The organism is Nocardioides taihuensis (assembly GCF_042657275.1).
Classification (GTDB): domain Bacteria; phylum Actinomycetota; class Actinomycetes; order Propionibacteriales; family Nocardioidaceae; genus Nocardioides; species Nocardioides taihuensis.
Map to the genome: position 1 here is coordinate 1 of NZ_JBHSKD010000011.1, position 26,726 is coordinate 26,726.

At 73.6% G+C, this 26,726-nt stretch carries 30 protein-coding genes; 19 read left to right on the forward strand and 11 right to left on the reverse strand.

Features of this window, described 5'->3' with window-relative positions; all coding sequences use genetic code 11:
- Window positions 1-92 precede the first annotated feature (92 nt).
- Entirely contained in the window at window positions 93-536 is a 444-nt protein-coding gene (locus ACFPGP_RS11330; protein ID WP_378590148.1) for a pyridoxamine 5'-phosphate oxidase family protein, read from the reverse strand.
- 199 nt (window positions 537-735) lie between these two features.
- Here ACFPGP_RS11330 and ACFPGP_RS11335 point away from each other — a divergent pair, with 199 nt between their 5' ends.
- Window positions 736-1,668 carry a universal stress protein gene (locus tag ACFPGP_RS11335; protein ID WP_378590150.1) on the forward strand — a complete coding sequence of 311 codons (933 nt, stop codon included), beginning with the start codon at window positions 736-738 and terminating at the stop codon, window positions 1,666-1,668.
- Between the two features lie 9 nt (window positions 1,669-1,677).
- Here the strand turns inward: ACFPGP_RS11335 and ACFPGP_RS11340 are convergent, their stop codons facing one another.
- Window positions 1,678-2,073, reverse strand: coding sequence for a YchJ family protein (locus ACFPGP_RS11340; RefSeq protein WP_378590152.1), 396 nt, complete (start codon window positions 2,071-2,073; stop codon window positions 1,678-1,680).
- Between the two features lie 57 nt (window positions 2,074-2,130).
- On the opposite strand from ACFPGP_RS11340, the gene ACFPGP_RS11345 reads away from it, so the two are divergent.
- Genes ACFPGP_RS11345 through ACFPGP_RS11355 form a run of 3 tightly spaced genes read left to right on the forward strand, consistent with a single transcriptional unit; the run spans window position 2,131 to window position 5,943 of the window.
- Window positions 2,131-3,525: a magnesium chelatase gene (locus ACFPGP_RS11345; protein WP_378590154.1), complete on the forward strand. Its 1,395-nt coding sequence runs from the start codon at window positions 2,131-2,133 to the stop codon at window positions 3,523-3,525.
- Window positions 3,518-3,907 (forward strand): OsmC family peroxiredoxin, encoded by a 390-nt coding sequence (locus tag ACFPGP_RS11350; RefSeq protein WP_378590156.1) that lies wholly within the window; start codon window positions 3,518-3,520, stop codon window positions 3,905-3,907. Before ACFPGP_RS11345 ends, ACFPGP_RS11350 begins: the two co-directional genes overlap by 8 nt.
- Window positions 3,904-5,943: a VWA domain-containing protein gene (locus tag ACFPGP_RS11355; RefSeq protein WP_378590158.1), complete on the forward strand. Its 2,040-nt coding sequence runs from the start codon at window positions 3,904-3,906 to the stop codon at window positions 5,941-5,943. Before ACFPGP_RS11350 ends, ACFPGP_RS11355 begins: the two co-directional genes overlap by 4 nt.
- A 38-nt stretch (window positions 5,944-5,981) precedes the next feature.
- Here ACFPGP_RS11355 and ACFPGP_RS11360 read toward each other — a convergent pair whose 3' ends face one another.
- Complete coding sequence (locus ACFPGP_RS11360; protein ID WP_378590160.1) at window positions 5,982-7,745, reverse strand: AMP-dependent synthetase/ligase; 1,764 nt, start codon at window positions 7,743-7,745, stop codon at window positions 5,982-5,984.
- A 130-nt stretch (window positions 7,746-7,875) separates the two neighbouring features.
- The gene (locus tag ACFPGP_RS11365) at window positions 7,876-8,430 is read right to left on the reverse strand and encodes a GNAT family N-acetyltransferase (RefSeq protein WP_378590162.1); all 555 of its coding nucleotides are present in this window, start codon (window positions 8,428-8,430) and stop codon (window positions 7,876-7,878) included.
- Window positions 8,431-8,514: 84 nt separating this feature from the next.
- On the opposite strand from ACFPGP_RS11365, the gene ACFPGP_RS11370 reads away from it, so the two are divergent.
- On the forward strand, window positions 8,515-9,099 hold the full coding sequence (locus ACFPGP_RS11370; protein ID WP_378590163.1) for a hypothetical protein: 585 nt from the start codon (window positions 8,515-8,517) through the stop codon (window positions 9,097-9,099).
- Window positions 9,100-9,136: 37 nt separating this feature from the next.
- Here the strand turns inward: ACFPGP_RS11370 and ACFPGP_RS11375 are convergent, their stop codons facing one another.
- Window positions 9,137-9,997, reverse strand: a complete 861-nt coding sequence (locus tag ACFPGP_RS11375) for an ABC transporter substrate-binding protein (RefSeq protein WP_378590165.1) — start codon at window positions 9,995-9,997, stop codon at window positions 9,137-9,139.
- A gap of 24 nt (window positions 9,998-10,021) precedes the next feature.
- Here ACFPGP_RS11375 and ACFPGP_RS11380 point away from each other — a divergent pair, with 24 nt between their 5' ends.
- The 7 genes from ACFPGP_RS11380 (at window position 10,022) to ACFPGP_RS11410 (ending at window position 14,961) form a co-directional block, all read left to right on the forward strand.
- On the forward strand, window positions 10,022-10,804 hold the full coding sequence (locus tag ACFPGP_RS11380; protein ID WP_378590167.1) for a sulfite exporter TauE/SafE family protein: 783 nt from the start codon (window positions 10,022-10,024) through the stop codon (window positions 10,802-10,804).
- Window positions 10,801-11,436, forward strand: a complete 636-nt coding sequence (locus ACFPGP_RS11385) for a YigZ family protein (protein ID WP_378590168.1) — start codon at window positions 10,801-10,803, stop codon at window positions 11,434-11,436. The genes ACFPGP_RS11380 and ACFPGP_RS11385 overlap by 4 nt, the downstream gene beginning before the upstream one ends.
- A gap of 5 nt (window positions 11,437-11,441) precedes the next feature.
- Window positions 11,442-12,209: a VOC family protein gene (locus ACFPGP_RS11390; RefSeq protein WP_378590170.1), complete on the forward strand. Its 768-nt coding sequence runs from the start codon at window positions 11,442-11,444 to the stop codon at window positions 12,207-12,209.
- A 9-nt stretch (window positions 12,210-12,218) separates the two neighbouring features.
- Window positions 12,219-12,752 carry a DinB family protein gene (locus tag ACFPGP_RS11395; protein ID WP_378590172.1) on the forward strand — a complete coding sequence of 178 codons (534 nt, stop codon included), beginning with the start codon at window positions 12,219-12,221 and terminating at the stop codon, window positions 12,750-12,752.
- A gap of 1 nt (window position 12,753) precedes the next feature.
- Window positions 12,754-13,266 (forward strand): GNAT family N-acetyltransferase, encoded by a 513-nt coding sequence (locus tag ACFPGP_RS11400; RefSeq protein WP_378590173.1) that lies wholly within the window; start codon window positions 12,754-12,756, stop codon window positions 13,264-13,266.
- 277 nt (window positions 13,267-13,543) lie between these two features.
- Window positions 13,544-14,407, forward strand: coding sequence for a sulfatase-like hydrolase/transferase (locus ACFPGP_RS11405; RefSeq protein ID WP_378590175.1), 864 nt, complete (start codon window positions 13,544-13,546; stop codon window positions 14,405-14,407).
- Window positions 14,404-14,961: a sulfatase/phosphatase domain-containing protein gene (locus ACFPGP_RS11410; protein WP_378590177.1), complete on the forward strand. Its 558-nt coding sequence runs from the start codon at window positions 14,404-14,406 to the stop codon at window positions 14,959-14,961. Before ACFPGP_RS11405 ends, ACFPGP_RS11410 begins: the two co-directional genes overlap by 4 nt.
- Before the next feature lie 9 nt (window positions 14,962-14,970).
- Here ACFPGP_RS11410 and ACFPGP_RS11415 read toward each other — a convergent pair whose 3' ends face one another.
- Window positions 14,971-16,314 (reverse strand): ABC1 kinase family protein, encoded by a 1,344-nt coding sequence (locus ACFPGP_RS11415; protein WP_378590179.1) that lies wholly within the window; start codon window positions 16,312-16,314, stop codon window positions 14,971-14,973.
- Between the two features lie 67 nt (window positions 16,315-16,381).
- Between ACFPGP_RS11415 and ACFPGP_RS11420 the strand changes: the two genes are divergently transcribed.
- Window positions 16,382-16,879 (forward strand): hypothetical protein, encoded by a 498-nt coding sequence (locus ACFPGP_RS11420; protein WP_378590181.1) that lies wholly within the window; start codon window positions 16,382-16,384, stop codon window positions 16,877-16,879.
- A 13-nt stretch (window positions 16,880-16,892) separates the two neighbouring features.
- On the opposite strand, the gene ACFPGP_RS11425 is transcribed toward ACFPGP_RS11420, so the two are convergent.
- A complete protein-coding gene (locus tag ACFPGP_RS11425) occupies window positions 16,893-17,456 on the reverse strand; it encodes a GNAT family N-acetyltransferase (protein WP_378590183.1) in 564 nt (187 codons plus the stop codon).
- 50 nt (window positions 17,457-17,506) lie between these two features.
- On the opposite strand from ACFPGP_RS11425, the gene ACFPGP_RS11430 reads away from it, so the two are divergent.
- Complete coding sequence (locus tag ACFPGP_RS11430; RefSeq protein WP_378590185.1) at window positions 17,507-18,748, forward strand: low temperature requirement protein A; 1,242 nt, start codon at window positions 17,507-17,509, stop codon at window positions 18,746-18,748.
- 193 nt (window positions 18,749-18,941) lie between these two features.
- On the opposite strand, the gene ACFPGP_RS11435 is transcribed toward ACFPGP_RS11430, so the two are convergent.
- The 4 genes from ACFPGP_RS11435 to msrA form a co-directional block, all read right to left on the reverse strand.
- Complete coding sequence (locus ACFPGP_RS11435; protein WP_378590187.1) at window positions 18,942-19,202, reverse strand: hypothetical protein; 261 nt, start codon at window positions 19,200-19,202, stop codon at window positions 18,942-18,944.
- 23 nt (window positions 19,203-19,225) lie between these two features.
- Window positions 19,226-19,594, reverse strand: coding sequence for a YciI family protein (locus ACFPGP_RS11440; RefSeq protein WP_378590189.1), 369 nt, complete (start codon window positions 19,592-19,594; stop codon window positions 19,226-19,228).
- Window positions 19,595-19,709: 115 nt separating this feature from the next.
- Entirely contained in the window at window positions 19,710-20,336 is a 627-nt protein-coding gene (locus ACFPGP_RS11445; protein ID WP_378590191.1) for a DedA family protein, read from the reverse strand.
- A gap of 43 nt (window positions 20,337-20,379) precedes the next feature.
- A complete protein-coding gene (gene msrA, locus ACFPGP_RS11450) occupies window positions 20,380-21,030 on the reverse strand; it encodes a peptide-methionine (S)-S-oxide reductase MsrA (protein ID WP_378590192.1) in 651 nt (216 codons plus the stop codon).
- Between the two features lie 125 nt (window positions 21,031-21,155).
- Between msrA and ACFPGP_RS11455 the strand changes: the two genes are divergently transcribed.
- From ACFPGP_RS11455 to ilvA, 5 genes are read left to right on the forward strand one after another with little or no spacing between them, the layout of a single operon-like run.
- Window positions 21,156-22,319, forward strand: coding sequence for a cystathionine gamma-synthase (locus tag ACFPGP_RS11455; RefSeq protein WP_378590194.1), 1,164 nt, complete (start codon window positions 21,156-21,158; stop codon window positions 22,317-22,319).
- On the forward strand, window positions 22,306-22,653 hold the full coding sequence (locus ACFPGP_RS11460; RefSeq protein ID WP_378590196.1) for a DUF202 domain-containing protein: 348 nt from the start codon (window positions 22,306-22,308) through the stop codon (window positions 22,651-22,653). The genes ACFPGP_RS11455 and ACFPGP_RS11460 overlap by 14 nt, the downstream gene beginning before the upstream one ends.
- Window positions 22,650-24,050, forward strand: coding sequence for a glutamate mutase L (locus ACFPGP_RS11465; RefSeq protein WP_378590198.1), 1,401 nt, complete (start codon window positions 22,650-22,652; stop codon window positions 24,048-24,050). Before ACFPGP_RS11460 ends, ACFPGP_RS11465 begins: the two co-directional genes overlap by 4 nt.
- Before the next feature lie 9 nt (window positions 24,051-24,059).
- Entirely contained in the window at window positions 24,060-25,472 is a 1,413-nt protein-coding gene (locus ACFPGP_RS11470; RefSeq protein WP_378590200.1) for an AI-2E family transporter, read from the forward strand.
- Window positions 25,469-26,719 (forward strand): threonine ammonia-lyase, encoded by a 1,251-nt coding sequence (gene ilvA / locus ACFPGP_RS11475; RefSeq protein ID WP_378590201.1) that lies wholly within the window; start codon window positions 25,469-25,471, stop codon window positions 26,717-26,719. Before ACFPGP_RS11470 ends, ilvA begins: the two co-directional genes overlap by 4 nt.
- Window positions 26,720-26,726: the final 7 nt, after the last annotated feature.

Below are 26,726 nucleotides of genomic sequence, written 5' to 3' on the forward strand. Positions count from 1 at the left end.
GGACCAGCCACAAGACACACCCAACAATCGCAGGGTGTTGCACTCACCGATCAGGTCCGCCCCGTGAATTGCACCTACCCGGCCGCGAGGGCTCAGAGCGAACGGCGGACGGGCGTGCCCTGGAGCGGGTCCCAGCCCTCGCCGAGGCGGCGGCCGGTGAGGTCGTCCCAGCGCAGGCGCACCCACATGGAGCGGCTGCCGCCGGCCCAGGGCTGGGGCTCCCAGACCCGCCGGACCTCCTCGATCTCGTCCTCGTGCTTGATCACCTTGCTGGTGCCGCGCGCGAGCACGCTCCAGCCCCGGTGGTTGACGTAGTCGAACTGGTCGACCTCGAAGGCCATCGGGGTGTTGCGGGCGTGGGTGCCCAGCAGGCTGTACGGCGAGGTCCGGATCACGATCGCGTTGCCGACCACGGCGTAGTTGACCGGCACGATCACCGGCCGTCCGCCGTCCTCGACGAAGGCGACGCGCCCGGTCACGCCCGCGCGCAACAGTGCCTCGCACTCGGAGTACCGCAGCTCGTGCAGCTCAGGCATCGGGGCACCTCCGTCCCGGGAGTCACCGGCACCGGTGGTCTGGAACCGTGCCCTGATTCTTTCCGCCGGAGGGGTCCCACCCGCAGGGCCATTGGTCCCGACGTGCGGGTCCGGCGACCCTGACCTGCGGTTCCTCGCCGGCGCGACAGTGGAGCCACGAGGACCACACGGGGTCGACCACGGACCACAGGAGGACGCCATGACCACCGAGCAGAACAGGGAACGCGATCGGCACGGCGTCGTGCCCGGTTCGATCGTCGTCGGGGTCGACGGCTCGGAGTCCTCCGGACGGGCGATCGACTGGGCCATCGACCAGGCCGTCGCCGAGCACCGCCCGATCGCCCTCGCCCACGCCGTGGCGGGGCCGGTGGCGGTGTGGCACGACCCCAACGGCTCCGACCACCGGGTCGGTCTCGAGGGAGCCCGCACCGAGGCGCAGCAGGTGCTCGAGGACGCCCGCGCCGAGGTCGAGCGCCGCGCGCCCGGGCTCGAGGTGCATGAGGTGCAGCGCGTCGTCGACCCCCGCGACCTGCTGCTCGAGCTGTCCGCCGACGCGGCGATGGTCGTGCTCGGGTCCCGCGGCCGCGGGCCGGTGCGCAGCCTGCTCCTCGGCTCGGTCGGCGTCGCCGTCACCCGGCACGCGAAGTGCCCCGTCGTCGTCATGCGCCCCGGCAACCCCGGCCTGGTCCGTCAGGGGGTGGTGGTCGGCGCCGACGGCACCGAGCTCTCGCTCCCCACGCTGGAGTTCGCCTACCGCCAGGCCTCCCTGCGCGACCTGCCGCTGACCGTCCTCCACTGCGTATGGGACGCCGAGGCCGCCACCGCCGGCGCCCACATCGTCGCCGAGGGCGCGGGCCTCGAGGAGCAGCGGATGCTGCTCGCCGAGTCGATGAGCGGCATGACCGAGAAGTTCCCCGACGTCCGTGTGCGGTCCGAGATCGCGCGCGGCATGCCGGACGACTGCCTGGTGCGCCTCGGCGAGCGGATGAACCTCGTCGTCGTCGGCGCCCACCACGGCGGCGCCGCGTCGTCGGTGCTGTTCGGGTCGGTCGCCGCGTCGGTCGTCGAGCACGCGACCTGCCCGGTCGCGGTGGTGCCGCTCGCCCCGCAGCCGCAGGAGCAGCCCGTCTGACCGCTCCGGTCAGCCGACCGCGTCGACGTACACCCAGCGGCCACCGCGCCGCTCGAACCTGCTGCGCTCGTGCAGCACGCCGGTGCCGCCCGGGCCCTGGTGGTGCGCGCGGAACTCGACCTCGCCGCTCGCGTCGTCCGGTCCTCCGGCGACCGTGTCGAGCACCTCGAGGCCGGTCCACACGAGACCCGGCGAGGCTGCGGACAGGTCGGCCGGCCGGGTGCGCGGGTGCCAGGTCCGGAAGACGTACGCCGTCTCGCCGAGCGCGTACGCCGCGTACCGCGAGCGCATCAGGCGTTCGGCGGTCGCCGGGAGCCCGCGGCCGCGGTGGAGCGGGCCGCAGCAGGCGGCGTACAGGGTGCCGGAGCCGCACGGGCAGGCATCACCGAAGGCGGGGGAGCGCACCGGCCGAGCCTACGGTTGCCACCCAGCGCCCTTGACGGCGCTCCGTAGTGTGAATCCGTGACGCACTCTCCCGCTCCCACGCCTCGCACGCTCGGTGAGCTCCGCGCGGCAGGCCACGCGCCGAAGCCGCTGCGCCAGGAGCTCCGCGACAACCTGCTCACCAAGCTCGCCACCGGGGAGGACCCCTGGCCCGGCCTCCACGGCTTCGAGGACACCGTCGTCCCGCAGCTCGAGCGCGCGCTGATCGCCGGCCACGACGTCGTCCTGCTCGGCGAGCGCGGTCAGGGCAAGACCCGCCTGCTGCGCACCCTCGTCGGACTGCTCGACGAGTGGACGCCCGTCATCGACGGCTCCGACCTCGGCGAGCACCCCGAGGAGCCGATCACCGTCGAGAGCCAGCGCCGCGCCGCCGAGCTCGGCGACGACCTGCCGGTCGCCTGGCGCCACCGCGACGAGCGGTACGCCGAGAAGCTGGCCACCCCCGACACCTCCGTCGCCGACCTCATCGGTGACGTCGACCCGATGAAGGTGGCGGAGGGCCGCACCCTCGGCGACCCCGAGACCATCCACTTCGGGCTGATCCCGCGCAGCCACCGCGGCATCGTCGCGATCAACGAGCTGCCCGACCTCGCCGAGCGGATCCAGGTCGCGATGCTCAACGTGATGGAGGAGCGCGACATCCAGATCCGCGGCTACGTGCTGCGGCTGCCCCTCGACGTGCTCGTCGTCGCCAGCGCGAACCCCGAGGACTACACCAACCGCGGCCGGATCATCACCCCGCTCAAGGACCGCTTCGGCGCCGAGATCCGCACCCACTACCCCGTCGAGCTCGAGGACGAGATGGCGGTGATCCTGCAGGAGTCGCACCTCGTGGCCGAGGTGCCGCCGTACCTGCTGGAGATCCTGGCGCGCTTCACGCGCAACCTGCGCGAGTCGAGCGCGGTCGACCAGCGCAGCGGCGTCAGCGCCCGCTTCGCGATCGCCGGCGCGGAGACGATCGCCGCGGCGGCCCTCCACCGCGCCACCACCGAGGGCGAGGACGAGGCCGTGGCCCGCGTCGTCGACCTCGAGACCGCCGTCGACGTGCTCGGCGGCAAGGTCGAGTTCGAGACCGGCGAGGAGGGGCGCGAGCGCGAGATCCTCGACCACCTGCTGCGCACCGCGACCGCCGAGACCGTGCGGTCGCACTTCCGCGGCATCGACTTCGCGCTGCTCGTGGACGCGATCGAGAGCGGGATCATGGTGACCACCGGCGAGCAGGTCACCGCGCGCGACTTCCTCACCGGCCTGCCGGTGCTGGGGGAGTCGGAGCTCTACGACGAGGTCTGCGACCGGCTCGGCGCCACCACCGACGGCACTCGCGCCGGAGCGATCGAGCTCGCGCTCGAGGGGCTCTACCTCGCCCGCAAGATCAGCAAGGAGACGGGCGGCGGGGAGACCGTCTATGGCTGAACCGTTCCGCGTGCGGGCGACGGCCGGGAGCCTCCGCGGCGACCCGGCCGACGGGTTCGCCCTGCCCCACGCGTGGAGCGACGCAGGCGTGGTGGTCGAGGGCGCCGGCACCGGCGGTCACGTGCTGCACGCCGCGGTCGCGCTGTGCGTGCTCAACGACCTCTACCGCGAGGCCGACCGGCGCGGCCTGCCGCTGGTCGGCGTCGCCGTCGTCGCCGAGGGAGGCTTCGACGAGGGCTGGACGTCGACCGGGGTGCAGTACGACGTGGAGCTCGACGCCGAGCTGTCGGGCGACGACCGCGAGGCCCTGCTCGCCGCCGTCGACCAGGTGGCCGAGATCCCCCGCGCACTGCGTGCCGGGGTGCCCGTGGTGCGGCGATGACGCAGCACACCCGCCGGTCCCGCTACGGCCGCTACGACGGCGGCCCCGACCCGCTCGCGGCGCCCGTCGACCTCGCCGACGCGCTCGACGCCATCGGCGAGGACGTGATGGCGGGCTACAGCCCGGAGCGGGCGATGCGCGAGTTCCTGCGCCGCGGCGGCCAGAGCCAGACGGGCCTCGACGACCTCGCCCGCCAGGTGGCCGAGCGCCGCCGCGAGCTGCTGCAGCGCCACGACCTCGACGGCACCATGCGTGAGGTGCGCGAGCTGCTCGACCACGCGCTCCTCGAGGAGCGCGGCCAGCTCGCCCGCGACATCGACCTCGACGACGCCGACCGCGCCTTCCGCGAGATGCAGCTCGACAACCTGCCGGCCTCGACCGCCGCCGCGGTGAGCGAGCTGTCGTCGTACGACTGGCAGTCGCGGCAGGCGCGCGAGGACTTCGAGAAGATCAAGGACCTGCTCGGCCGCGAGATGCTCGACCAGCGGTTCGCCGGCATGAAGCAAGCGCTCGAGAACGCCACCGACGACGACCGCCGCCGCGTCAACGAGATGCTCGAGGACCTCAACGACCTGCTGGAGTCGCACGGCCGGGGCGAGGACACGACCGAGCAGTTCGAGCAGTTCATGGAGAAGCACGGCGACTTCTTCCCCGAGGGCCCGAGCAACGTCGACGAGCTGCTCGACTCTCTCGCGCAGCGCGCGGCCGCGGCCCAGCGGATGCGCAACTCGATGACCCAGGAGCAGCGCGACGAGCTCGACGCCCTGGCCTCGCAGGCCTTCGGGTCGCCGCAGCTGATGGAGTCGCTGTCGCGGCTCGACGGCAACCTCCAGTCGCTGCGCCCCGGCGAGGACTGGGGCGGCTCCGAGCGCTTCGACGGCGAGGAGGGCCTCGGTCTCGGCGACGGCACCGGCGTGCTGCAGGACCTCGCCGACCTCGACGCGCTCTCCGAGCAGCTCGCGCAGTCCTACGACGGCGCCCGGCTCGACGACGTCGACCTCGACAAGCTCGCCGAGCAGCTCGGTGACCGGGCGGCGGTCGACGCCCGCACCCTGCAGCGGCTCGAGCAGGCGCTGCGCGACACCGGCTACCTCAAGCGCGGCTCGGACGGCCAGCTGCGGCTGAGCCCGAAGGGCATGCGCCAGCTCGGCAAGGCCCTGCTGCGCGACGTCGCCCGGCGGATGTCGGGCCGACAGGGCCAGCGCGACCTGCGCCAGGCCGGCGCGGCCGGGGAGCCCTCGGGCGCGACGCGCGAGTGGACCTTCGGCGACACCGAGCCCTGGGACGTCACACGCACGCTGACCAACGCCGTACGCCGCACCGTCGCCGACGGCCGCGACCCCCGGGGCGGGTTCCGCCTCGACATCCGCGACGTCGAGGTGACCGAGACCGAGGCCCGCACCCAGGCGGCGGTGGCACTGCTCGTCGACACGTCGTTCTCGATGGCGATGGACGGGCGCTGGGTGCCGATGAAGCGCACCGCGCTCGCGCTGCACACCCTGATCCGCTCGCGCTTCCGCGGCGACCACCTGCAGCTGATCGGCTTCGGCCGGCACGCCGAGGTGATGGACATCGAGCAGCTCACCGCGCTCGACGCGATGTGGGACAAGGGCACCAACCTCCACCACGCGCTGCTGCTGGCCAACCGCCACTTCCGCAAGCACCCGAACGCGCAGCCGGTGCTGCTGATCGTGACCGACGGCGAGCCCACGTCACACCTCGAGCCGGACGGCGAGGTGTGGTTCTCCTACCCGCCCCACCCGCTGACCGTCGCCTACGCCGTGCGCGAGCTCGACAACGCGTTCCGCCTCGGCGCGCAGACGACGTTCTTCCGTCTCGGCGAGGACCCCGGCCTCGCCCGGTTCATCGACTCCATGGCCTCGCGCGTCGACGGGCGGGTCGTGGCACCGGAGCTCGACGACCTCGGCGCCGCCGTCGTCGGGTCCTACCTCGGCTCCCGGGGCCCCTCCGGCGGCGGGCCGGGCGGCCAGTACGGCGACTGGTTCGGTGGGCGCGGCTTCTGGGTTGGCGACTGAGGGTCCCGTCGCGCGGTGCCCCTCGGCCCTGCCGTGCGCTAGGCGTACATCGAGTCGAGCAGCGGCCGGTAGGCGTCCTCGACGACCCGGCGCTTGACCTTGAGGCTCGGCGTGAGCTCGCCCTTCTCCACCGACAGGTCGGCGTCGAGGATCCGGAAGTCCTTGACCGTCTCCCAGCGGTTGAGCCCGGCGTTGACCTCGTCGAGGCACTGCCGCACGTAGTCGCGCACCGCGGGGAAGCCGGCCATCGCCGCGACGTCGTCGTCGGGCAGGTCGTGCGCCCGGCACCACTGGGCCAGCGCCTCGGGGTCGAGGGCCACCAGCGCGGTCGCGTAGTTGCGACCGTCGCCGTGCACCAGGATCTGGCTGGAGATCGGGCAGGTCGCCTTGAACTGGACCTCGATCGGCTGCGGCGCGATGTACTTGCCGCCGGAGGTCTTGATCAAGTCCTTCTTGCGGTCGGTGATCCGCAGCCGGCCCCGGTCGTCGAGCTCGCCGATGTCGCCGGTGGCCAGCCAGCCGTCCTCGTCGAGCACCTCGGCCGTCTCCTCGGGCCGGTCGTGGTAGCCCCGCATCACGCTCGGGCCTCGGACGAGGATCTCGCCGTCGTCGGCCAGCCTCACCTCCGTGCCGGTGATCGGCGGCCCCACCCGACCGAACGCCGGGTCGGTGGGCCGCACGATGCAGGCGCCGGCGCTGGTCTCGGTCAGCCCGTAGCCCTCGAGCACCAGCAGGTCCGCGGCGCTGAACCAGGCGGCGACGTCCGCGGAGAGCGCGGCGCTGCCGGAGAGCAGGAAGCGGATCCGGCCCCCGAGCCGGTCGCGGATCTTCGCCAGCACGAGCCGGTCGGCCACGGCGTGCTGCAGCCGCGTCGCCGTCCCCGTCGGGCGACCCTCGAGGCGGGCCCGCGACACACGGTCACCGACGTCGAAGGCCCAGTCGAACAGGCGGCTCCGCGCCCCGCCCTCCTCCTCGATCGTCTGCACGATCTTCGCGTGGACCTTCTCGAAGATCCGCGGAGGCCCGGCCATGAACGTCGGGCGCACCTGGCCGAGGTTCTCCACGATCATGTCGAGCCGGCCGTCGACCGCGGTCGGGAAGCCGATCTGGAGCTGGACCGTCTCGAGCATCTTGCCGAACGAGTGCGACAGCGGTAGCCACAGGTACTGCAGGTCGTCGGGGGAGAGGAAGTTGAGCGACTCGGCCCCGGCGCCGATGTAGGTCCAGCAGCTGTGCGGCAGCTCGACGCCCTTGGGCCGGCCCGTGGTGCCCGAGGTGTAGATCAGCGTGGCGAGGTCCTCGGCGCGGACGCCGTCGACGGCCTCGTCGACCGCCGTCGGGTGCTCGGCCAGGTACTGCTCGCCCCGGGCCCGGAGGTCGTCGAGCCCCAGCACCCAGTCGCCGTCCGCCCCGCCGTCGAAGGTCACCACCCGCGCCAGGTCCGGCAGCCGGTCGCGCTGGCTCCGGAGCTTGGCGACCTGGGTGACGTCCTCCACGAAGGCCACCCGCGACCCGCTGTCGGCCAGGAGGTAGCCGACCTCCTCGGCGCCGGTCGTGGGGTAGACGGTCGTCGTCGCGGCGCCGGCGCAGGTGATCGCGAGGTCGGCGTAGATCCAGTCGACCCGGGTGTTGCTCGCGATCGCGACCCGGTCCTCGCGCTCGATGCCCAGGGACAGCAGCCCCGCGGCCAGCGGCCGGACGATCGCCTCGGTCTCGGCCCAGGTCACCGACGTCCACCCACCTGCGCGGGGATGGCGGTAGGCCTCGCGGTCGGGCGTGGCGCGGACGCGGTCGTAGAACATCCGGGCCACCGACTCGGCAGGCGCCGGAAAACTGGCACGGGGCTGTTCGAAGTGCGTGGGCACAGGCGACTCGCCTCTTCTGCTCGGGCGTGTCCAGCCTTGCCGCAGGCGACCGGCCGTGGCCAGAGGCCTAGGTCCCGCTCCCGGCCGCCGGGGGCAGCTCGTCGGGCAGGTCCACGGCGACGTCGATCCGGGCTCCGGCCGCCTCCTCGTGCGTCGGACCCAGCCGGCGCAGCATCTTCAGCGAGGCGGCGTTGTCGGTGGCGACGGTGGTGATGATCCGGGTCACTCCCACCGGGCGCTGCCTCAGCAGCTCCGCCAGGAGGGCGGTGGCCACGCCCCGGCCGTGCCACCGGTCGTGCACGGTGACCGCCACGTCGGCGGCGGTCGGGTTGTCGGCGTAGCGGATCATCCGGGCGACCCCCGCCGGGACTCCGGTGTGGTCGTCGCCGATCACCACCAGGGCGAGGGCCACGTGGTCGATCCCGTCGACGTCGTCGACGAGGTGGTCGAGCATCACCTCGGTCAGGTGCGGCACACTGGCGAGGAAGCGGCGCTCGCGCGACTCCGGCGACAGCTCCTCGAAGCCCGCCCGGACCGCCTCCCGGTCCTGGGGCGTCAGCGGCAGGATCAGCGTGGGCGTGCCGTCGCGCAGCCTGGCCTCCGTGATCACCCGCACCTCCACGCGCCAATCTAGGTCACGTCGCCGCCGCGCCCGCCGGGACCTCGGCCTCTGGCCGGGGCCGGACCGGGCTGGCAGGGTCGGGGGGTGGTCGCGGCCGAGGTGTGCCTGTACTGGCTCCCGCTGGGTGCGGGCGGCCGGTCGGTGCGTTGGAACGGCCGGGTCTTCGAGCGGCTCGTCGCGCTGCGTGAGCACCGGTCGCCCTGCGACCTCTACCACGCGGCGCTCACGCTCACGCTGGCCGAGCGCCGCTACGTCGTCGAGATGGCGCCGGAGTGGAGCGGTGACGGCGACCGCGGCGTCGTCCGGTCCGGGCCGGTCGGACTGGCCTGGCTCGGCCGGTCGCGGTGGTTCCGCTACGAGGTGCGGCTGTGGCGCGACGGCACCATCCCCGACCTCGACGAGGCCGTGGGCGGCCCGATGCACCTCGCGACCGACCCGGCCCGGCTGCGGCGGCTCTTCGAGGCCGCACCGCACGTGCCCGCCGCCACCTGGGGCCGCGACGAGCTCGGCCTCGGCGAGATGTGGAACTCCAACTCCGTGGTCTCCTGGCTGCTCGCGGTCAGTGGCCACCACGTCGACACCCTCGCCCCGCCGACCGGCGGCCGCGCCCCCGGCTGGGACGCTGGCCTCGCCCTCGCCCGCCAGTCCGGTGCCGGGTCGTGTGCCTGACACCACCCCCCGGGGTGCTCGCGGGCACACGACCCGATCAGCGTGACCTGGCGAGCGGGTGCAGCAGGAGGGCGAGCTCCTCGACGCCGTCGACGAGGCGGGTGCCGGGGCGGGCCCAGGCGGCGTTGGCGTCGACGGCGTGCACGGGTGTGCCGGTGGGCAGCACGCCCGAGGCCACCAGGTCGTCGGCGAGGGCCCGGGCTCCCGCGAGGTCGTAGCCGCAGGGCGCGACGACGACGGCGTCGGGAGCCGCGGCGTGCACCGCCTCCCACGTCACGCGCACCGACTTCTCGCCCGGCCGGCCGAGGACGGGCTCGCCGCCCGCCAGCGCGACCATCTCCGGCACCCAGTGCCCGGGGGCGTACGGCCGGTCGGTCCACTCCAGCAGCATCACCCGCGGCCGGGGCAGCCCGGCGACCCGCGCGGCGACGGCGGACAGCCGGTCCCGCTGCGACGCCACCAGCGCGACCGCCTCGGCCTCGTGACCCGTCGCCCGGCCGAGCGTCACGATCGAGTCCAGCACCTCGTCGAGCGTGTGCGGGTCGATCGTCAGCACCTCCGCGGTGCACCCGAGGTGTGCCAGTGCGTCGTCCACCACCGAGACGTCGACGGCGCAGACCGCGCACAGGTCCTGGGTCACCACGAGGTCGGCGTCGAGCCCGGCCAGGGCGCCCTCGTCGAGGTGGTAGAGGTCCTCGCCGCGGGCCATCGCCCCCGCCACGAACGCGTCGATCTCCGCTGCGGACAGCCCCTCGGGCATCGCAGACGTCGACACGATCGTGCGGCTGCGCGCCTCCGGCGGGAAGTCGCACTCGAAGGTCACCCCCACGACGTCGTCGCCCGCCCCGATCGCGAACAGGACCTCCGTGGTCGATGGCAGCAACGACACGATCCGCACCCCCTCACCCTAGGGTGACCGTCGATGGACGACCTCACCACGACCACCCTGGTCCTGCTGGCGCTCGCCGCGCTGACCGCCGGGTTCGTCGACGCCGTCGTCGGGGGCGGCGGGCTCGTCCAGCTCCCCGCGCTCCTCCTCGGCCTGCCCGGAGCAGCGCCCGTCGAGATCCTCGCCACCAACAAGCTCGCCTCGATCTGCGGCACCACGGTGAGCAGCGCGACGTACTACCGCCGGGTGCGTCCCGACCCCCGCACCTTCGGCCCGCTGATGGCGCTCGCCTTCGTCGGCTCGATGCTCGGCGCGCTGGTCGCGAGCCACATCCCCTCGTCGGTCTTCGACCCGCTGGTGCTGGTCGTGCTGGTCGTCGTCGGCACCTACGTCGTGCTCACCCCGACCCTCGGCGAGCGCACCGAGCTGCGGTTCTCGGGCCACCGCCACACGGCAGCCGCGATGGCCACCGGCCTGGCGATCGGCTTCTACGACGGCGCGCTCGGTCCCGGCACCGGCAGCTTCTTCGTCTTCACGCTGGTCGGGCTGCTCGGCTACAGCTTCCTCGAGGGCAGCGCCAAGGCCCGCCTGGCCAACTGGGCCACCAACCTCGCCGCGCTCTGCATCTTCGTGCCGCAGGGCGCGGTGCTCTGGAAGGTCGGCCTGCTCATGGGCGCCGCCAACCTCCTCGGCGGCTACGTCGGCGCCCGCACCGCCGTGCGCCGCGGCTCCCGCTTCGTGCGCGTCTTCTTCATCGTGGTCGTCGGCGCGTTCGTGCTGCGGATCGGCGGCGAGCTGCTCGGGTGGTGGGGGTGACCACGCGCTACCTCGTCGTCGCGCGCGACGCCGAGGCGGAGATCGAGGTGAAGCGTTCCCGCTTCCTGTGCACGGTCCGCCGTGTCGGCGACGAGCCGGCCGCGCGCGCCGTCGTCGAGCGGCTGCGGCGCGAGCACTGGGACGCACGCCACCACTGCTCGGCGTTCGTCCTCGGCCCCGACGCGCGCCTCGAGCGGTCGAGCGACGATGGCGAGCCGGCCGGCACCGCCGGGGCGCCGATGCTCGAGGTGCTCCGCGGCGCGGGGGTCAGCGACGTCGTCGCGGTGGTCACCCGCTGGTTCGGCGGCACGCTGCTCGGGGCCGGCGGGCTGGTCCGGGCGTACGGCGACGCCGTGCGCGCCGGCCTCGACGCGTCGGGCACCCGCGAGCGCCGCCTGGTGCACGAGCTCGACCTCGTCGTCGGCCACGCCGACGCCGGTCGGGTCGAGGGGGAGCTGCGGGCCCGGGGGGTCGTCGTCCTCGACACCGCCTACGCCGCCGAGGTGACGCTGCGCCTCGGCGTGGAGCCCGACGCCGAGGCTGCGCTGAACGCCGCCGTCGCCGAGCTGACCGGCGGCACCGCCGCCGCCAGACCGGTCGGGGAGCGGTGGGTGGACGGCCCGCTACGGTGAACCGCATGTTCTGGATCTCGGCGTTCCTGGACCTCCCGGCCGACGACCTCGCCGCCGCGGTCACCCACTGGGAGCGGGTGACCGGCTACCGCCGTTCCGCGTGGCGCGGCGAGCACGGCGAGTTCGCCACGCTGGTGCCGCCCGCCGGCGAGGACCACCTCCGGGTGCAGCGGCTCGACGACGGCGGCCCGCGGATCCACCTCGACCTCCACGTCGACGACGTCGCGGCGGCAGTGGCCGACGCCGGGACACACGGCGCGCGGGTCGTGGCGCACCACGGGAGCCACGTCGTGATGGCCTCGCCCGGGGACTTCACGTTCTGCTTCGTGCCCCACCCCCACCGCACGCCTCCGCCGCCGGCGGCGTGGCCCTCCGACGCGCCCGGCGGCCTGCACTCGGTGGTCGACCAGGTCTGCCTCGACATCCCGGCAGCGTCCTACGACGACGAGTGCGCCTTCTGGCAGGCGGTCACGGGCTGGGAGCTGCGGAGCTCGGCCGAGCACGCCGAGTTCCGGCGGCTGATCCGGCCCGAGGGGCAGCCGCTGCAGATCCTGCTCCAGCGGCTCGACGAGCCCGACGGTCCGGTCCGCGCTCACCTCGACCTCGCCACCGACGACCGCCACGCCGAGACCTGCCGCCACGTCGACCTCGGGGCCGAGGTGCTCCACGTCCGCTCGGGCTGGACCGTCCTCGCCGACCCCGCCGGCGCGCCGTACTGCATCACCGACCGGCGCCCCGATATCCGTGTGCTCGACCGGCCGGTCGCGGGCTAGGTTGCGGCCGTGACCACCGACAGTCGCGTCGACCCCGACCTGCGGGCGAGCGAGCACGACACCCTCAAGCAGTTCCTCGACTACCACCGCGACACGCTGCGGATGAAGACCGAGGGCCTGACCTCCGAGCAGCTCGGCGCCACCGTCGCGCCGTCCACGATGACGTTGGGCGGGATGCTCAAGCACCTCGCGCTGGTCGAGGACTACTGGTTCAGCGTGATCCTGCACGGCCGCGACGACGCCGCGCCGTGGCAGGGCGTCGACTGGGACGCCGACCGCGACTGGGACTGGCACTCCGCCGCCGACGACACCCCCGAGCAGCTGCGCGCCCTGCTCGACGACGCGATCGCCGCCTCCGACCGTTGCCTCGCCGAGGCGGTGGCCGACGGCGGTCTCGACCGGCTGTCCGTCCGTGAGAGCAGCCGCGGGGAGGGGCACTTCAGCCTGCGCTGGATCCTGGTCCACATGATCGAGGAGTACGCCCGCCACAACGGCCATGCCGACCTGCTGCGCGAGTCGATCGACGGGCAGACGGGGGAGTGAGGTGACAGGGCTCGTCCGCGAGGCCACCGACGCCGACTGGACCCGGATCTGGCCGTTCTTCTCGGCCATCGTCACCGCCGGCGAGACCTACGCCTTCCCCCTCGACCTCACCGAGGAGACCGGCCGCGACTGGTGGATGGAGCGGCCGCCCGGGCGCACCGTCGTCCTCGAGGACGGCGAGCAGGTCCTCGGGAGCGCGAAGATGGGCCCGAACCGCCCCGGCCGCGGCGACCACGTCGGCACGGCGTCGTTCATGGTGGCGCCCGAGGCCCGAGGACGCGGCGTCGGCCGCACCCTCGCCGAGCACGCCGTGCAGTGGCACCGCGACGCCGGCTACCGCGGCATCCAGTTCAACGCCGTCGTCGAGACCAACCTCGCCGCGATCCGGCTCTGGCAGTCGCTGGGCTTCGAGATCATCGGCACGGTCCCGGGCGCCTTCCGCTCCGCCTCCCGCGGGTACGTCGGCCTCCACGTGATGTACCTGTCCCTCGTCCCAACGCTGACCCGCCGTTAGTTAACGGCGGGTCAGCGTCAGGGCCCCGAGGCCGGCCGCACGGATAGTACGTCCGGGCGATGTGCGTGGTCGGCCAGAGGCGTAGCGTCGACCGGAGCGACGTCCGTCGCCCGTCGGGCGGGGTCGCCGGCATCGAGATGCTGGGGGTGGTGAGCGACGTGGATGACCCGTGCAGGGAGACCGCTGGCGAGCACGGTCCGGCGGCGAGCTCCCCGACCTCCCCTCCCGCTGCACGCCGGCACGCCCCTGCGACGGTTCCTCGCGGAGGGAGCTCGTCATGAGAAGCCACCCTGTTCGATGGGCTGCGGTCGCAGCCCTCGCCGTCGCCCTGCTCTCCGTGGGCGGCGCGCCCACCTCGGTGGGCGCGGTCGACGAGGCAGGCACCACCCGGGCCGCCCCGGCGACCGGCCGGCTCAGTGTCGTGGTCGTGCTGACGGACGACCAGACGATCGACGCGGCGGCGCAGATGCCCTACCTCAACAGCCGCACGGACTGGGTCACCTTCACCCGTGCCTTCGTCAACAACTCGCTGTGCTGCCCGTCGCGGGCCACGATCCTCAGCGGCCAGTACGACACGAAGACCGGCGTGATGAACAACAGCGCGGCCCAGGTCGGCCAGTTCCACGACGCCACCGCCCTGCCCGTGGCGCTGACCCGTGCCGGCTACCGCACCGGGCTCTTCGGGAAGTACCTCAACGGGTACCCGTGGGTGTTCAAGAAGGGGGGCACGTACATCCCTCCCGGCTGGAACACCTGGCAGGCGGCGTACGGCCCGAACATGTACACGCAGTACAACTACTCGCTCAACGACAACGGGGTGGCCCGCTCCTACGGTTCGGCCAGCGCCGACTACCAGGTCGACGTCATCCGCGACAAGCTCCTGTCGTTCATCCGCGGCACCCCGGCCACGCAGCCGTTCTTCGCCTACTTCGCACCGACGAGCACCCACACCCCGTGGACCGCCGCGCCCCGGCACGCGGGCATCTTCGACGGGACGCCGATGCCGCGGTTCCCCAACCAGGACGAGGCCGACGTCTCGGACAAGCCCGCCTGGGTGCGAGCGATGCCCCGGATCGACCTGAACCGGCAGGACTCCCTCGCCGTCAGTGGCGGGCGTCGCTGTCCGTGGACGACGCGGTGAAGTCCCTCTTCGCGACGCTGGGTGCGACCGGGCGCCTCGGCTCGACGGTCGTGATCTTCCTGTCCGACAACGGCTACTCCTTCGGGGCCCACCGGTGGCAGGTCAAGCGCTGCGAGTACGAGGAGTGCCACCACGTCCCGATGCAGGTGTACTGGCCCGGGGTCGCCGCACGGACCGAGACGCGGCTGGTCTCCAACGTCGACCTCGCGCCGACGATCGCGGACATCGCCGACGCGACGCCGCTGGTGACGCAGGACGGCCGGTCACTGGTGCCGATGATCACCGGCCAGGCGGTCAGCGGGTGGCGCACCGGCCTCCTCGAGCACTGGCCCGGAGGCGACGACGTGGGTCAGTGGCCGGTCAACGACGCGGTGCCGGCGTACTACGGTATCCGGACGGCCCGTTACCACTACGTGGAGCTCGGCACGGGCGAGGTGGAGCTCTACGACCTGAGGACCGATCCGTACGAGCTGGTCAACGTGGCGAGCGACCCGGCGTACGCGACGGCGCGCACCAACCTGCGGGCCCGGTTGGAGGCGCTGAAGGCGGGCTGATGCCTGGTCTCACGGCCCCGCGAAGCCGGGCAGGTACTCGCTGAGGATGGCGTTGAACGGCGCCTCGGCCTCGAGCTGCGAGAGCACGCCGATCCCGCCGAGCCAGGTGCGGTGGATGAGCAGGTACGACGGCGGAAGGTTCAGCTTCATCGCGATCGTGTACGTCGGCTCCTTGGGGTTGTTGATGCGCTCGAACTGGCTGCGCATCCACTCCCGGGAGAACCGGAACCGCTCGACCCGCGTCGGCTCCACGAACGGCGAGAGGTAGTCGAGCAGCAGCTCGGGGTCGATCCGGATGCCGTCCTTGACGAAGCCCTCGTCGCGCAGCCCCTGGAGCAGCTCCTCGTGGTCCTCGATCGCGGCGATGCGGATCAGCCGGCCCATGGCCTCGGGAAGACCGCGCTGCGGCAGCCGCGCGACGGCGCCGTAGTCGAGCACGCCGAGACGTCCGAGGCCGCCGTCCTCGGCCGGCAGGATGCGGTAGTTGCCGGGGTGCGGGTCGGCGTGGAGCATCCCGGTGCGGATCGGGCCGGAGAAGAGGAACCGCACGAACAGCTCGCCGTAGTAGTCGCGCTCCTCGGGGGTGCCCTCGGCGATCACCCGGGCCAGCGAGTAGGGGCTCTCGAGCCACTCGGTCACCAGCACGGTGTCGCCGTGCGCCACCACCTCCGGTACGACGATGTGGGGGTCGTCGCGGTACTCCTCGGCGAAGGCGGCCTGGGCCTGCGCCTCGAGCTGGTAGTCGAGCTCCTCGACCGCGCGGGCCTGCATCTCCTCGACCAGGGGCTTGATGTCGACGCCGGGTACCAGCGGCTGCACCGTTCGCGCCATCCGGGCCAGCTGGCGCAGGTCGGACCTCAGCGCGTCCCCGGCCCCGGGGTACTGCACCTTGACCGCGACCTCGCGGCCGTCGGCCCAGCGGCCCCGGTGCACCTGCCCGATGGACGCCGCGGCGGTCGGGCCACCGTCGAGCCAGACCAGCTGCTGCTGCCAGTCGGGGCCGAGGTCGCGGGCCAGGCTCTCGCGCACGGTCTGCGTCGGCATCGGCGGCGCGGAGTCCTGCAGGGCGGTGAGGTGCTCGCGGTAGGGGCCGGCGACCTCCTCGGGCAGCGCGGCCTCGAGCACCGACAGCGCCTGTCCGAACTTCATCGCGCCGCCCTTGAGCTCCCCAAGCGTGCGGAAGAGCTGCTCGGCGGTGCGCTGTTGGATCTCGGTCATCACCGCCTCGGCCGGCTTGCCGCCCAGCCGTTTGCCGAAGCCGATCGCGTGCCGCCCGGCGTACCCCACGGGCAGGGCTGCCAGCCGCGCTGTGCGCGCGGCAGCCTTGCGGGGCAGCTCGGTCACACGTGCCATTCTGCCGGACAGGCCCTGAGCAGTCGGCCGCGTGCACGGCGGCCCGACGTCGTGAGAGGCTCGGGGCATGGCCCTGACGGACCTCGTGTCGGCGCACCTGCGCTCGGGTCAGGTCTCACGCGTCGTGTACGGCTCGATCATCGGTCTCGCGCTGGTGCTGGCCCTGCAGGCTCACCCGCCGGAGCTCCGGTTCATCATCGGCAGTCTCTGGGCGACGGCCCTGGCCGTGGCGCTCGCCGAGTTCTACAGCGAGTGGGTCGGTGCCGCGACCCGGACCAGCATGGGGGTGGAAGCCGAGCACTGGAGGGTCAGCGCGGCCGACGCCGTGGGTGTCGCCTTCGGCATCGCCTTCCCGTCGGTCTTCTTCGTCGTCGCCGCCTTCGGCTGGATGGACGTCGACACGGCCTTCTCCTTCGCGATCTGGACCGGACTCCTGCTCATCACCGCCTACGGCTACATCGCCGCGCGCCTGTCCGGGGCCAACGTCGTCAAGGCGCTGTTCCAGGCGGCCACCATCGGGCTGATCGCCGCGGTGCTGATCGGCGTGAAGGCGCTGCTCCACTGACCGAACCGGACGCTCAGGACCGGCGATCCGCCCACTCGTGCTCGAGTACGGCGAACAGGTACTCGCTGCCCCACGCGCCCTTGAACCACACGTTCTCCAGGTAGTGGGCCTCACGCCGGAAGCCGACGCGCTCGAGCAGCGCGGCCGCGGGAGCGTTGAGCGCGTCGGTCACGGCGTGCACCCGGTGCAGGCCGTACGTCGGGAACGCGTGGTCGAGCAGGCCCGTGAGCGCCTCGGCGGCGTACCCGCGGCCCTGCGCGGCCGGCGCCAGGGTGAAGCCGACCTCCGCCAACCGCGGGTCGTCACCGTCCACGTGCAGGGCGAGGTCGCCGACGAGGAGGCCGTCGTCCGTGGCCTCGAGCGCGAGCTGGTACCACTCGCCGGGGGTGCCCGGCTCGAGGCCCTGCATCGAGGCGACCAGCGCCCGGCCCTCGGCCTCGCCGAAGTCGCTCCAGCTCTGGTAGCGCGCCACCTCCGGGTCGGCCCGGTAGGCCACGAAGGCCGCGACGTCGGTGTCGGTGAACGCACGCACGCGCAGCCGGGCGGTCTCGAAGAAGGGGGCGACGGGGTCGGTCACCGGGCCAGCATGGCAGGGACCGAGAGGTCGCGCAGCGCTAGTCTGCGGCGGTGACGACCGAGCCGGAGACGGCCGCGGAGGAGCGGCACGCCACCTGGGCGGAGCTCTTCTTCGACCTGGTGGCAGTGGCCGGGGTGGCCGCGCTGGCGCACGTGCTCCAGGGCGAGATCACGCTGGAGTCGCTCGGTCTCTACGCCCTGCTGTTCCTCGCCTTCTGGCTGTCGTGGACGACCTTCATGCTCTACGGCAACGTCGCCGGCGGCGACCTGCGGCTGGTGCGCCTGCTCGTCGCGATGTTCGGCATCGGCGTGATGGCGGCGGCGGTGCCCTCCGTCGCCCACACCCTGCTCGACGGCGGGCACGAGACCCGCATGCTGAGCGTCTTCGCGCTGGCCTACTTCCTGACGCGGGTGATCGGCGCCAACTCGTGGGGCCGCGACCAGGTGGTCGTGGACTTCCCCGTGGTGCAGCACACCGCGGGCGCCCTGCCGTGGCTGGCCTCGATCTGGGTCGACGAGCCGTGGAAGGTCGCCCTCTGGGTGCTCGGCATCGCCATCGACCTGTTCACCTTCGTGGTCTTCTCGGCGGACGACGCCCTGGACGCCGTGAGCGGCCGGGTCGAGGCCGTGCGGGCCCGCATCGAGAAGGAGCGTGCCCGCGACCCCGCGCGGGCGGAGCGCCACGCCCGGCGGATGGTCGACTTCACCGTGAAGGCGGCTCCGGTCGAGCGGGCGCACCTCGCCGAGCGGCTGGGGCTCTTCGTGATCATCGTCCTCGGCGAGGGCGTGGTGCAGGTCGTCACCACCGCGGGCGAGGCCGAGCCGCACCGTGCCCTGCTGCACGCCGGGGTGGCGTCGTTCGTGCTGCTGAGCGGGATGTTCGCGCTCTCGCTCCTCTACGGGTACGCCGGCATCCCGCACCTGCGCGCCGACCGGGTGCCGATGCGGGCCGCCCTCGGCCTGCACTGCCTGGTCACCGCGACGATCGCGGCCGTCGCCGTCGCCCTCGCCACCGTGATCGAGCACGGCGGGGAGCCGCTCGAGGCCTCGCAGCGGTGGCTGCTGTGCGGCGGCATGGCGACCTACTTCGGGCTCGGTGTCGTCGCCTCGCTGGCGGCCGGCGTCCGCTGGCCGCGCCTGGTCGGCGGCCTGGTCACCGGGGTGGGGGTCCCGCTGCTGCTGGGCGTCGTCGCGACCGGGACCGGCGGTGTCCTCCTCGTCTGGTACGTCGTGCTCGTGGTCGCCGGCCACCTGGTCGCCGAGTGGCGCGCCGAGCGGGCCTCCGCCCCCTGAGAGGGCGCACGGACCTTCCCTGGCCGGTGTGAACGTCTGCTCGACGGGTCGCCTCGATCCCTTCTCCACCACACGGGTGGTGGGCGTTCCGCGGCCGCCCGGGCGCCGAGGTGCGCCCGCCGTGCTGCACGGATCCCCCGCCCTCCACCAGGCGGCCCGGCCCCGGCGCCCGGTCAGTCCAGCTCGGCGGCCATCAGGAGGTTGCCGTCGGGTCGCGGAACGTCGCGAACAGCAGGCTCCCGATGTCCTCGATCCCGGACACGTCGGTCGCGCCGACCTCGCCGGCGTGGGCGACGGCCGCCCCGAGGGTCGTCGGTGAGGAAGAAGCAGCGCGCCGGTCCGGACGCCACGACGTCGGGCTGGTGGGCGTCGAGGCAGACGTACGGCGGGCCCCCGTCGGCAGGTCGAAGATGGTGTCCACATGGCCCGAGACCGGGGCGGTGGGCCAAGCCACCGCCCCGGTCCCTCGGGGCAGGGTCAGCCGGTCGTGGAGCCCGGCGAGCCCGGCTTGAACGGGCGGACCTCCTGCGGCCAGCCGCACGCCTCGGCGATCTTGCCGGCCCACACGCGCGCGGCCTGGTCGTCGGGCGCCTCGACGATCGTCAGCCCGCCGAGGTACTCCTTGGTCTCGGCGAAGGGCCCGTCGGTAAAGGTCAGCTCGCCGCTCGTCGCGTCGGCGCTGAAGGCCAGGTCGAGCTCCTCCTCCAGCCCACCGGCGTAGCGCAGCACGCCCGCCGCCTTCATCTCGTCGACCACGGCCCGGGCCAGCGGCCCGCGCCCGCGGAACCACTCCTCGTCGTGGTCGCCGACCCACTGCTGGTTGAAGTAGATGAGGTACTCGGTCACGTCGCTCCTCGGTGTCGGTTGCGGGCCCGGTGCCCGCTACGTCTACCCCACGAACGGGTCGAGGTCGATCCGACACCTCGCACGAAGAAGACTTCCCGCGCACCGGCGGGCCCGGTCAGTCCGTCGCCGACCGGGCGCCCGGCGGTCGGCGCAGCAGCCGCCGGGCGACGAGGGCGACCGCAGCGGTGGCGAGCAGGAGGTAGACGACGTTGGCGACGTCGTCGACGTGCCGCTCGACCAGGTGCCACCGGTCGCCGAGCTCGTAGCCGGCGCCGATCAGGGCGGCGTTCCACAGGAGGCTGCCCGCGGTCGTGCAGACGGTGAACGGCAGCAACGGCATCCGCTGGATCCCGGCCGGGATCGAGATCAGGCTGCGCACCCCGGGGACGAACCTGCCCAGGAAGACCGCCGCCCGACCGTGCCGGGCGAACCAGTCCACCGCCCGCTCGACGTCGCGCGCGTGCACGAGCGGCAGGCGGTCGGCCAGTCGGCACAGGCGTTCGACGCCCCAGGCCGCGCCCGCCCAGTAGAGGACGAACGCCCCGACGACCGACCCCGCGGTCGCCCAGGCGATCGCGGAGGCGACCGGGTAGTGCCCCTGGCTCGCGGTGAAGCCCGCCAGGGGGAGGACGACCTCCGAGGGGATCGGCGGGAACACCGTCTCGAGCGCGGTCGCCACGCCCACACCGGGCGCGCCGATCACGCGCATCAGCCCCACGACCCAGTCGACGACCGGCGTCACCGCCCGTGCTCCCCGCAGCTCGTGACGCCGGCTTCCGCGGCCCTCACGCGTCCGCGGGGAACCTCACGCCGGTGTTGGCGTGGCAGCGGTACCCGAACGGGTTCTTGGCCAGGTACTGCTGGTGGTGGTCCTCGGCGTAGTAGTAGGGCGTCTCGCTGGCGGGCCGGATCTCGGTGGTGATGTCGCCGAGACGGCGCCGGGCGAGCTCGTCGCCGTACACCTTGGTCAGCTCGCGCGCGGTCTGCTCCTGCTCGGGCGTGGTCCAGTAGATCGCGGAGCGGTACTGGGTGCCGATGTCGTTGCCCTGGCGCATGCCCTGGGTGGGGTCGTGGACCTCGAAGAACGTCTTGACCAGGGCGGCGTAGGACACGACCGTGGGGTCGAAGACGATGCGCACGGCCTCGGTGTGCCCGGTGCGGCCCGAGCAGACCTCCTCGTACGACGGGTGGGGGGTCGCGCCACCGGCGTAGCCGACCGAGGTCGACCACACGCCGGGCAGCTGCCAGTAGATCTCCTCGGCTCCCCAGAAGCAGCCGAGGCCGAAGATCGCGACCTCGAGGCCGTCGGGCACCTCGTCGGTGATCACGGGGGCGTCGAGCACGCGGTGCCGCTCGGCGACCGGGAAGGTGCGCTGGTCGCGGCCGGCGAGCGTCGCGCCGGGGGCGGGAAGGGTGGACGTGTGGCGTCCGAACACGGGCGGCTCCTTGGTCCGGGGGGTGGCTGTCACCAGTCTGCAACAGCGGCGGTGACCGATCCGTTCCCCGGATCGGGACCACGGGGCTGTGAGGACGTGGAGGAAGCCTGAGTAGCCTCGGGCGGGTGAGCGAGCAGCAGCACCGGCACAAGTCGGGATTCGAGACCCGGGCCATCCACGCCGGCTACGAGCCGGACCCCACCACGGGTGCGGTGATCCCGCCCATCTACGCGACGTCGACCTACAAGCAGGACGGTGTCGGCGGCCTCCGCGGCGGCTACGAGTACAGCCGTTCGGCCAACCCGACCCGCACCGCGCTGGAGGGTGCGCTGGCCGCGCTCGAGGAGGGGGAGCGCGGGTTCGCGTTCGCCTCCGGGCTCGCCGCCGAGGACACCCTGGTCCGGGCGGTCTGCCGTCCCGGCGAGCACGTCGTGATCCCCGACGACGCCTACGGCGGCACCTTCCGGCTCTTCGACAAGGTCGAGCAGGCCTGGGGGCTGGCGCACAGCCCGGCACCTGTCTCCGACGTCGACGCGGTCCGCGCCGCGATCCGGCCCGGGCAGACGAGGCTGGTGTGGGTCGAGACCCCGACCAACCCCCTGCTCAACATCGGTGACATCGAGGCGCTGGCGGCGGTGGCGCACGACGCCGGGGCGCTGCTCGTGGTCGACAACACCTTCGCCTCGCCGTACCTCCAGCAGCCGCTGACCCTCGGCGCCGACGTGGTGCTGCACTCCACGACCAAGTACGTCGGGGGCCACTCCGACGTGGTCGGCGGGGCGATCGTGGTCCGCGACCTCGCGCTCGCCGAGGCGGTCACCTTCCACCAGAACGCGATGGGCGCCGTGCCCGGCCCCTTCGACGCCTTCCTCACCCACCGCGGCATCAAGACGCTCGCCGTACGGATGGACCGCCACTGCGACAACGCCGAGCGCGTGGTGGAGTTCCTGGCCGGCCACCCGGCGGTGAGCCAGGTGATCTACCCCGGCCTCGAGGAGCACCCGGGCCACGCCGTCGCCTCCCGCCAGATGAAGCGGTACGGCGGCATGGTCTCCTTCCGCTGCACCGGCGGCGAGGCACAGGCGCTGCGGGTGTGCGAGGACGCCGAGGTCTTCACCCTCGGGGAGTCGCTCGGCGGCGTCGAGTCACTGATCGAGCACCCCGGGCGGATGACCCACGCCAGCGTCGCGGGCACCGACCTCGAGGTGCCCGCCGACCTCGTCCGGCTGAGCGTGGGCATCGAGAACGCCGACGACCTGATCGCGGACCTCGACCGTGCCCTCGGCTGACCGCACGGACGGGTCCACCGGGCCCGGGACCGACTACCGGTTCACGCTGGCCAACGAGCGCACCTTCCTCGCCTACGAGCGCACCGCGATCGGGCTGGTGGCGGCCGCCCTCGCGACGCTGCACCTGCTCGACGGCTCCTGGACCTACCAGCTGCTCGGCGTGCTGCTGCTCGTGGCGGGCTCGATCGCCGCGATCGGCGGCTACGTCCGGTTCCGCCGGGTGACCGCGGCCATCGACGCCGGCCGTCCGCTGCCCGCCAACCCGGCGGCGGACCTGCTCGCCGTCGCCGTCGTGCTCTGCCTGGTCGTCGCGGCGATCTCGGTGGTCGTGTGACCACGGTCGTCTGCGTCGACTTCGGCTCGACGTTCACCAAGGCCTCGCTGGTCGACCTCGACGCGGGCGACGTCGTGGCCGCCGCCTCCCACCCGACCACCATCGGCACCGACGTCCTCGACGGGTACGACGCGTGCCTCGCCGCCCTCGTCGGGCAGGACCCGCGCGCGGCGGACGCCCCCACGCTCGCCTGCTCGAGCGCCGGCGGCGGCCTGCGGATCGCGGTCGTGGGCAACGAGGAGCTGGTCACCGCCGAGGCCGGGCGCCGCGTCGCGCTCTCCAGCGGCGGCAAGGTCGTCGCGGTCGTCGCGCTGGCACCCGTCGGACCGGGTCGTGTGCCCGACACCACCCCCCTGGGTGCTCTCGGGCACACGACCCGGCCCGACGTGGTGCTGCTGACCGGCGGCACCGACGGCGGCAACACCGAGGTGCTGCTCGCGGGCGCCCGTGGCCTCGTCGAGCACGGCTGGACCGGTCCGGTCGTCGTGGCCGGCAACGCCGAGGCCCGCGACGAGGTGTCCGCGGTGCTGACGGACGTCCCGCACGTGCTCGCCGACAACGTGGTGCCCCGCATCGGCGTGCTCGCCCCGGAGTCGGCACGGGCGGCGATCCGCGAGATGTTCCTGGCGCACGTGATCGGCGGCAAGCACCTCTCGGCCCGCGGTGACTTCGTGGCGATGGTCCGCGGGGCCACGCCCGACGTCGTCCTCACCGGGGTGGAGGTGCTCGCCCGGGGCCTCGACGAGGAGCACCCCGGCGCCGGGGACGTCGTGGTCGTCGACGTCGGCGGGGCCACCACCGACGTGCACTCCGTGGTCGAGGTCGACCCCGAGACCGGCGACCTCGACCGGGGCGGCCTCTCCCGCGAGGTCGTCGCCACCACCCCGGTCACGCGCACCGTCGAGGGCGACCTCGGCATGCGCTGGTCCGCCCGCACGACCGTCGCCGCCGCCGGGCTCGACGAGCTCGCCGACGCCGCCGCCCGGCGTACCGACGACCCGTCCTTCCTGCCGACCACCGACGCCGAGCGCGACGACGACGAGGCGATCGCCCGGGCGGCGGTCGGCCTCGCCCTGCGCCGCCACGCCGGCCGTTCACGCGTGGTCGTCAGCCCGGAGGGCCGGGTCGTCGAGCGCACCGGCAAGGACCTCCGCGAGGTCGACCTGCTGGTCGGGTCCGGCGGGGTGCTGCGGCACGGCCGCCCCGGCGTCGCGGAGCGGGTCCTGGCCGGCAGCACGGGCGAGGTCGAGGGCGGCTGGCAGCTGCCCCGCGCCCCGCGGGTGGTGGTCGACACCGACTACGTGCTCGCGGCCGTCGGGCTGCTCGCAGCCGACCACCCCGAGGCGGCCCACCGGCTCGCCCGCACGCTCGCCGGGCCCGGCCCGGGGCGTGAGTAGCCTGTCCGCGTGAGCACGGAGGAGCGGCGTTCCGGCGAGGATGCCGACGACGCCGCAGCGGCCGCGGCCGCCGAGGAGCGCCGCGGCCTGGCACGGCTGATCGCGCGGGTCTCGGCGGACGACGAGCGGATCACCGACCGCATCGCGCACCAGTGGGCCGCGATCCGGGCCGAGCGCCGCGCCGAGCCCGAGCCGCCCGTCGTCGTGGCCGCCGGTCCGTCGAACTTCCGTCCGGCGCAGGTGCCGCACGGCGTCGACCTCGCCGCCGCCTGGGCCTGGCGCTTCCTGGTGATCTGCGCGGCCGGCTACCTGATCCTGCGGGTCCTCGACTTCTTCATGGTGATCGTGCTGCCGGTCGCGGTCGCGCTGCTGATCACTGCCCTCGTCAGTCCGGTCGTCCGGTGGATGAAGCGCACCGGTCTCCCCGCGGGCATCGGCGCCTTCCTCGTCGTCCTGGCCGGGCTGGTCCTCGTCGGCACGCTGCTGAGCCTCGCCGGCCAGCAGGTCGCCGCGGACGCCAGCAACCTCGGCGACCAGGTGGTCCAGGGCCTCGGCGAGATCAAGGACTGGCTCAAGACCGGCCCGCTCAACGCCAGCGACTCCCAGATCAACGACTACATCGAACGGGCGCAGACGGCGATCTCCGAGCGCACCGCTGACGGCGGTGCGCTGACCCAGGTGACCGAGGTCGGCACCGCCGTCGGCCACATCGTCGCCGGCTTCTTCATCGTGCTGTTCTCGACCTACTTCTTCCTCGCCGACGGCGCCCGGATCTGGGCCTGGTGCGTCCGCCTCGCCCCGCGCGCGGCGCGCGAGCACGTCGACACCTCCGGCAAGGTCGCCTGGGTCTCGGTCACCCAGTTCGTCCGCGCGACCGTGCTGGTGGCGGCCACGGACGCGCTCGGCGTCATGGTCGTCGCCGCCATCCTCGGCGTGCCGTTCGTCTTCGCGATCGGGGTGCTGGTCTTCCTCGGCGCCTTCGTGCCGATGATCGGCGCCACCATCGCCGGCACGGTCGCGGTGCTGGTCGCGCTGGTCGACCAGGGTCCGTTCGTGGCACTGCTGATGCTCGGCGGCGTGATCCTCGTGCAGCAGATCGAGGGCCACGTCCTCCAGCCCTTCCTCATGGGCCGCTTCGTCTCGGTGCACCCCCTGGGCGTGATCATCGCCATCGGCTGCGGCGTGCTGCTCGCCGGGATCGCCGGTGCGCTGCTCGCGGTGCCGTTCGCCGCCGCCGGCAACGCGGTGGTGCAGCACCTCGCGAGCCGGACCTCCGTCGGGGAGGACGACCCCGACGAGGCGCTCGAGGAGGACATCGAGGACGAGGACGCCGACGTACCACCGGTGCCGGACCCCGACAGCGACCCGGACGACGACCGCCACCGCCACCCCGACCCCGAGGCCAGCAAGGACGCCCCATGACCGACCACACCCTCGAGCGCTACGCGACCGGCCCGGCCGGACTGCCGGTCGTCGGCCTCGACGACATCCGCGAGGCGCGCGAGGTGCTCCGGGGCGTCGCGATCCACACCCCGATGGAGGAGTCGCGCTGGCTCTCCGCCTTCACGGGCGGACCGGTGCACCTCAAGGCCGAGAACCTCCAGCGCACCGGCTCGTTCAAGATCCGCGGCGCCTACCTCCGCATCTCCCGGCTGAGCGAGGAGGAGCGGGCGAACGGCGTGGTCGCGGCCTCGGCCGGCAACCACGCGCAGGGCGTCGCGCTGGCGGCGGGCCTGCTCGGCATCCGGTCCACGGTCTTCATGCCCGAGGGCGCGCCGATCCCCAAGGAGAACGCCACCCGGGGGTACGGCGCGGACGTCATCTTCCACGGCCGCTACCTCGAGGACGCGCTCGCCCGGGCGCGGGAGTTCGCCGACCAGACCGGCGCGGTCCTGATCCACCCCTTCGACCACCCCGACGTCGTCTGCGGCCAGGGCACCGCCGGCCTGGAGATCCTCGAGCAGGCACCCGACGTGCGCACCGTGCTGGTGCCGACCGGCGGTGGTGGCCTGCTGGCAGGGATCGCGATCGCGGTCAAGGCGCTGCGTCCCGACGTGCGCGTCGTCGGCGTGCAGGCCGAGGGCGCCGCGGCGTACCCCGCCTCGCTCGCGGCCGGCGCCCCGGTCGCCCTGACGTCGATGCAGACCATGGCCGACGGCATCGCGGTCGGGCGCCCCGGCGACCTGCCGTTCGCGGCGGTCCGAGACCACGTCGACGACATGCTGACGGTCTCGGAGGACTCCCTCTCGCGGGCGCTGCTCGCGCTCGTCGAGCGGGCCAAGCTGGTCGTCGAGCCCGCCGGCGCGGCTGCGGTGGCGGCGATCCTCGACGCCCCGCAGGCCTTCGAGACGCCCGCGGTGGCGGTGCTCTCCGGCGGCAACATCGACCCGGTCCTGCTGGGCAAGGTGATCCGGCAGGGCATGGCCGCGGCCGGTCGCTACCTCTACCTCCGCGTCTGCATCCCCGACCTGCCCGGCGGGCTGGCCACGCTGCTGAGCGAGATCGGCGACGCCGGGGCGAACATCCTCGAGGTCGCCCACGAGCGGATCTCGCCCTCGCTCACGCTGCACGAGGTCGAGGTGGGCATCCAGATGGAGACCCGGGGCGCCGCGCACGCCGCGCGGCTTGTCGAGCGGCTCCGCGAGCGCGGCTACCGGCTCGACCCCTGACCGACGG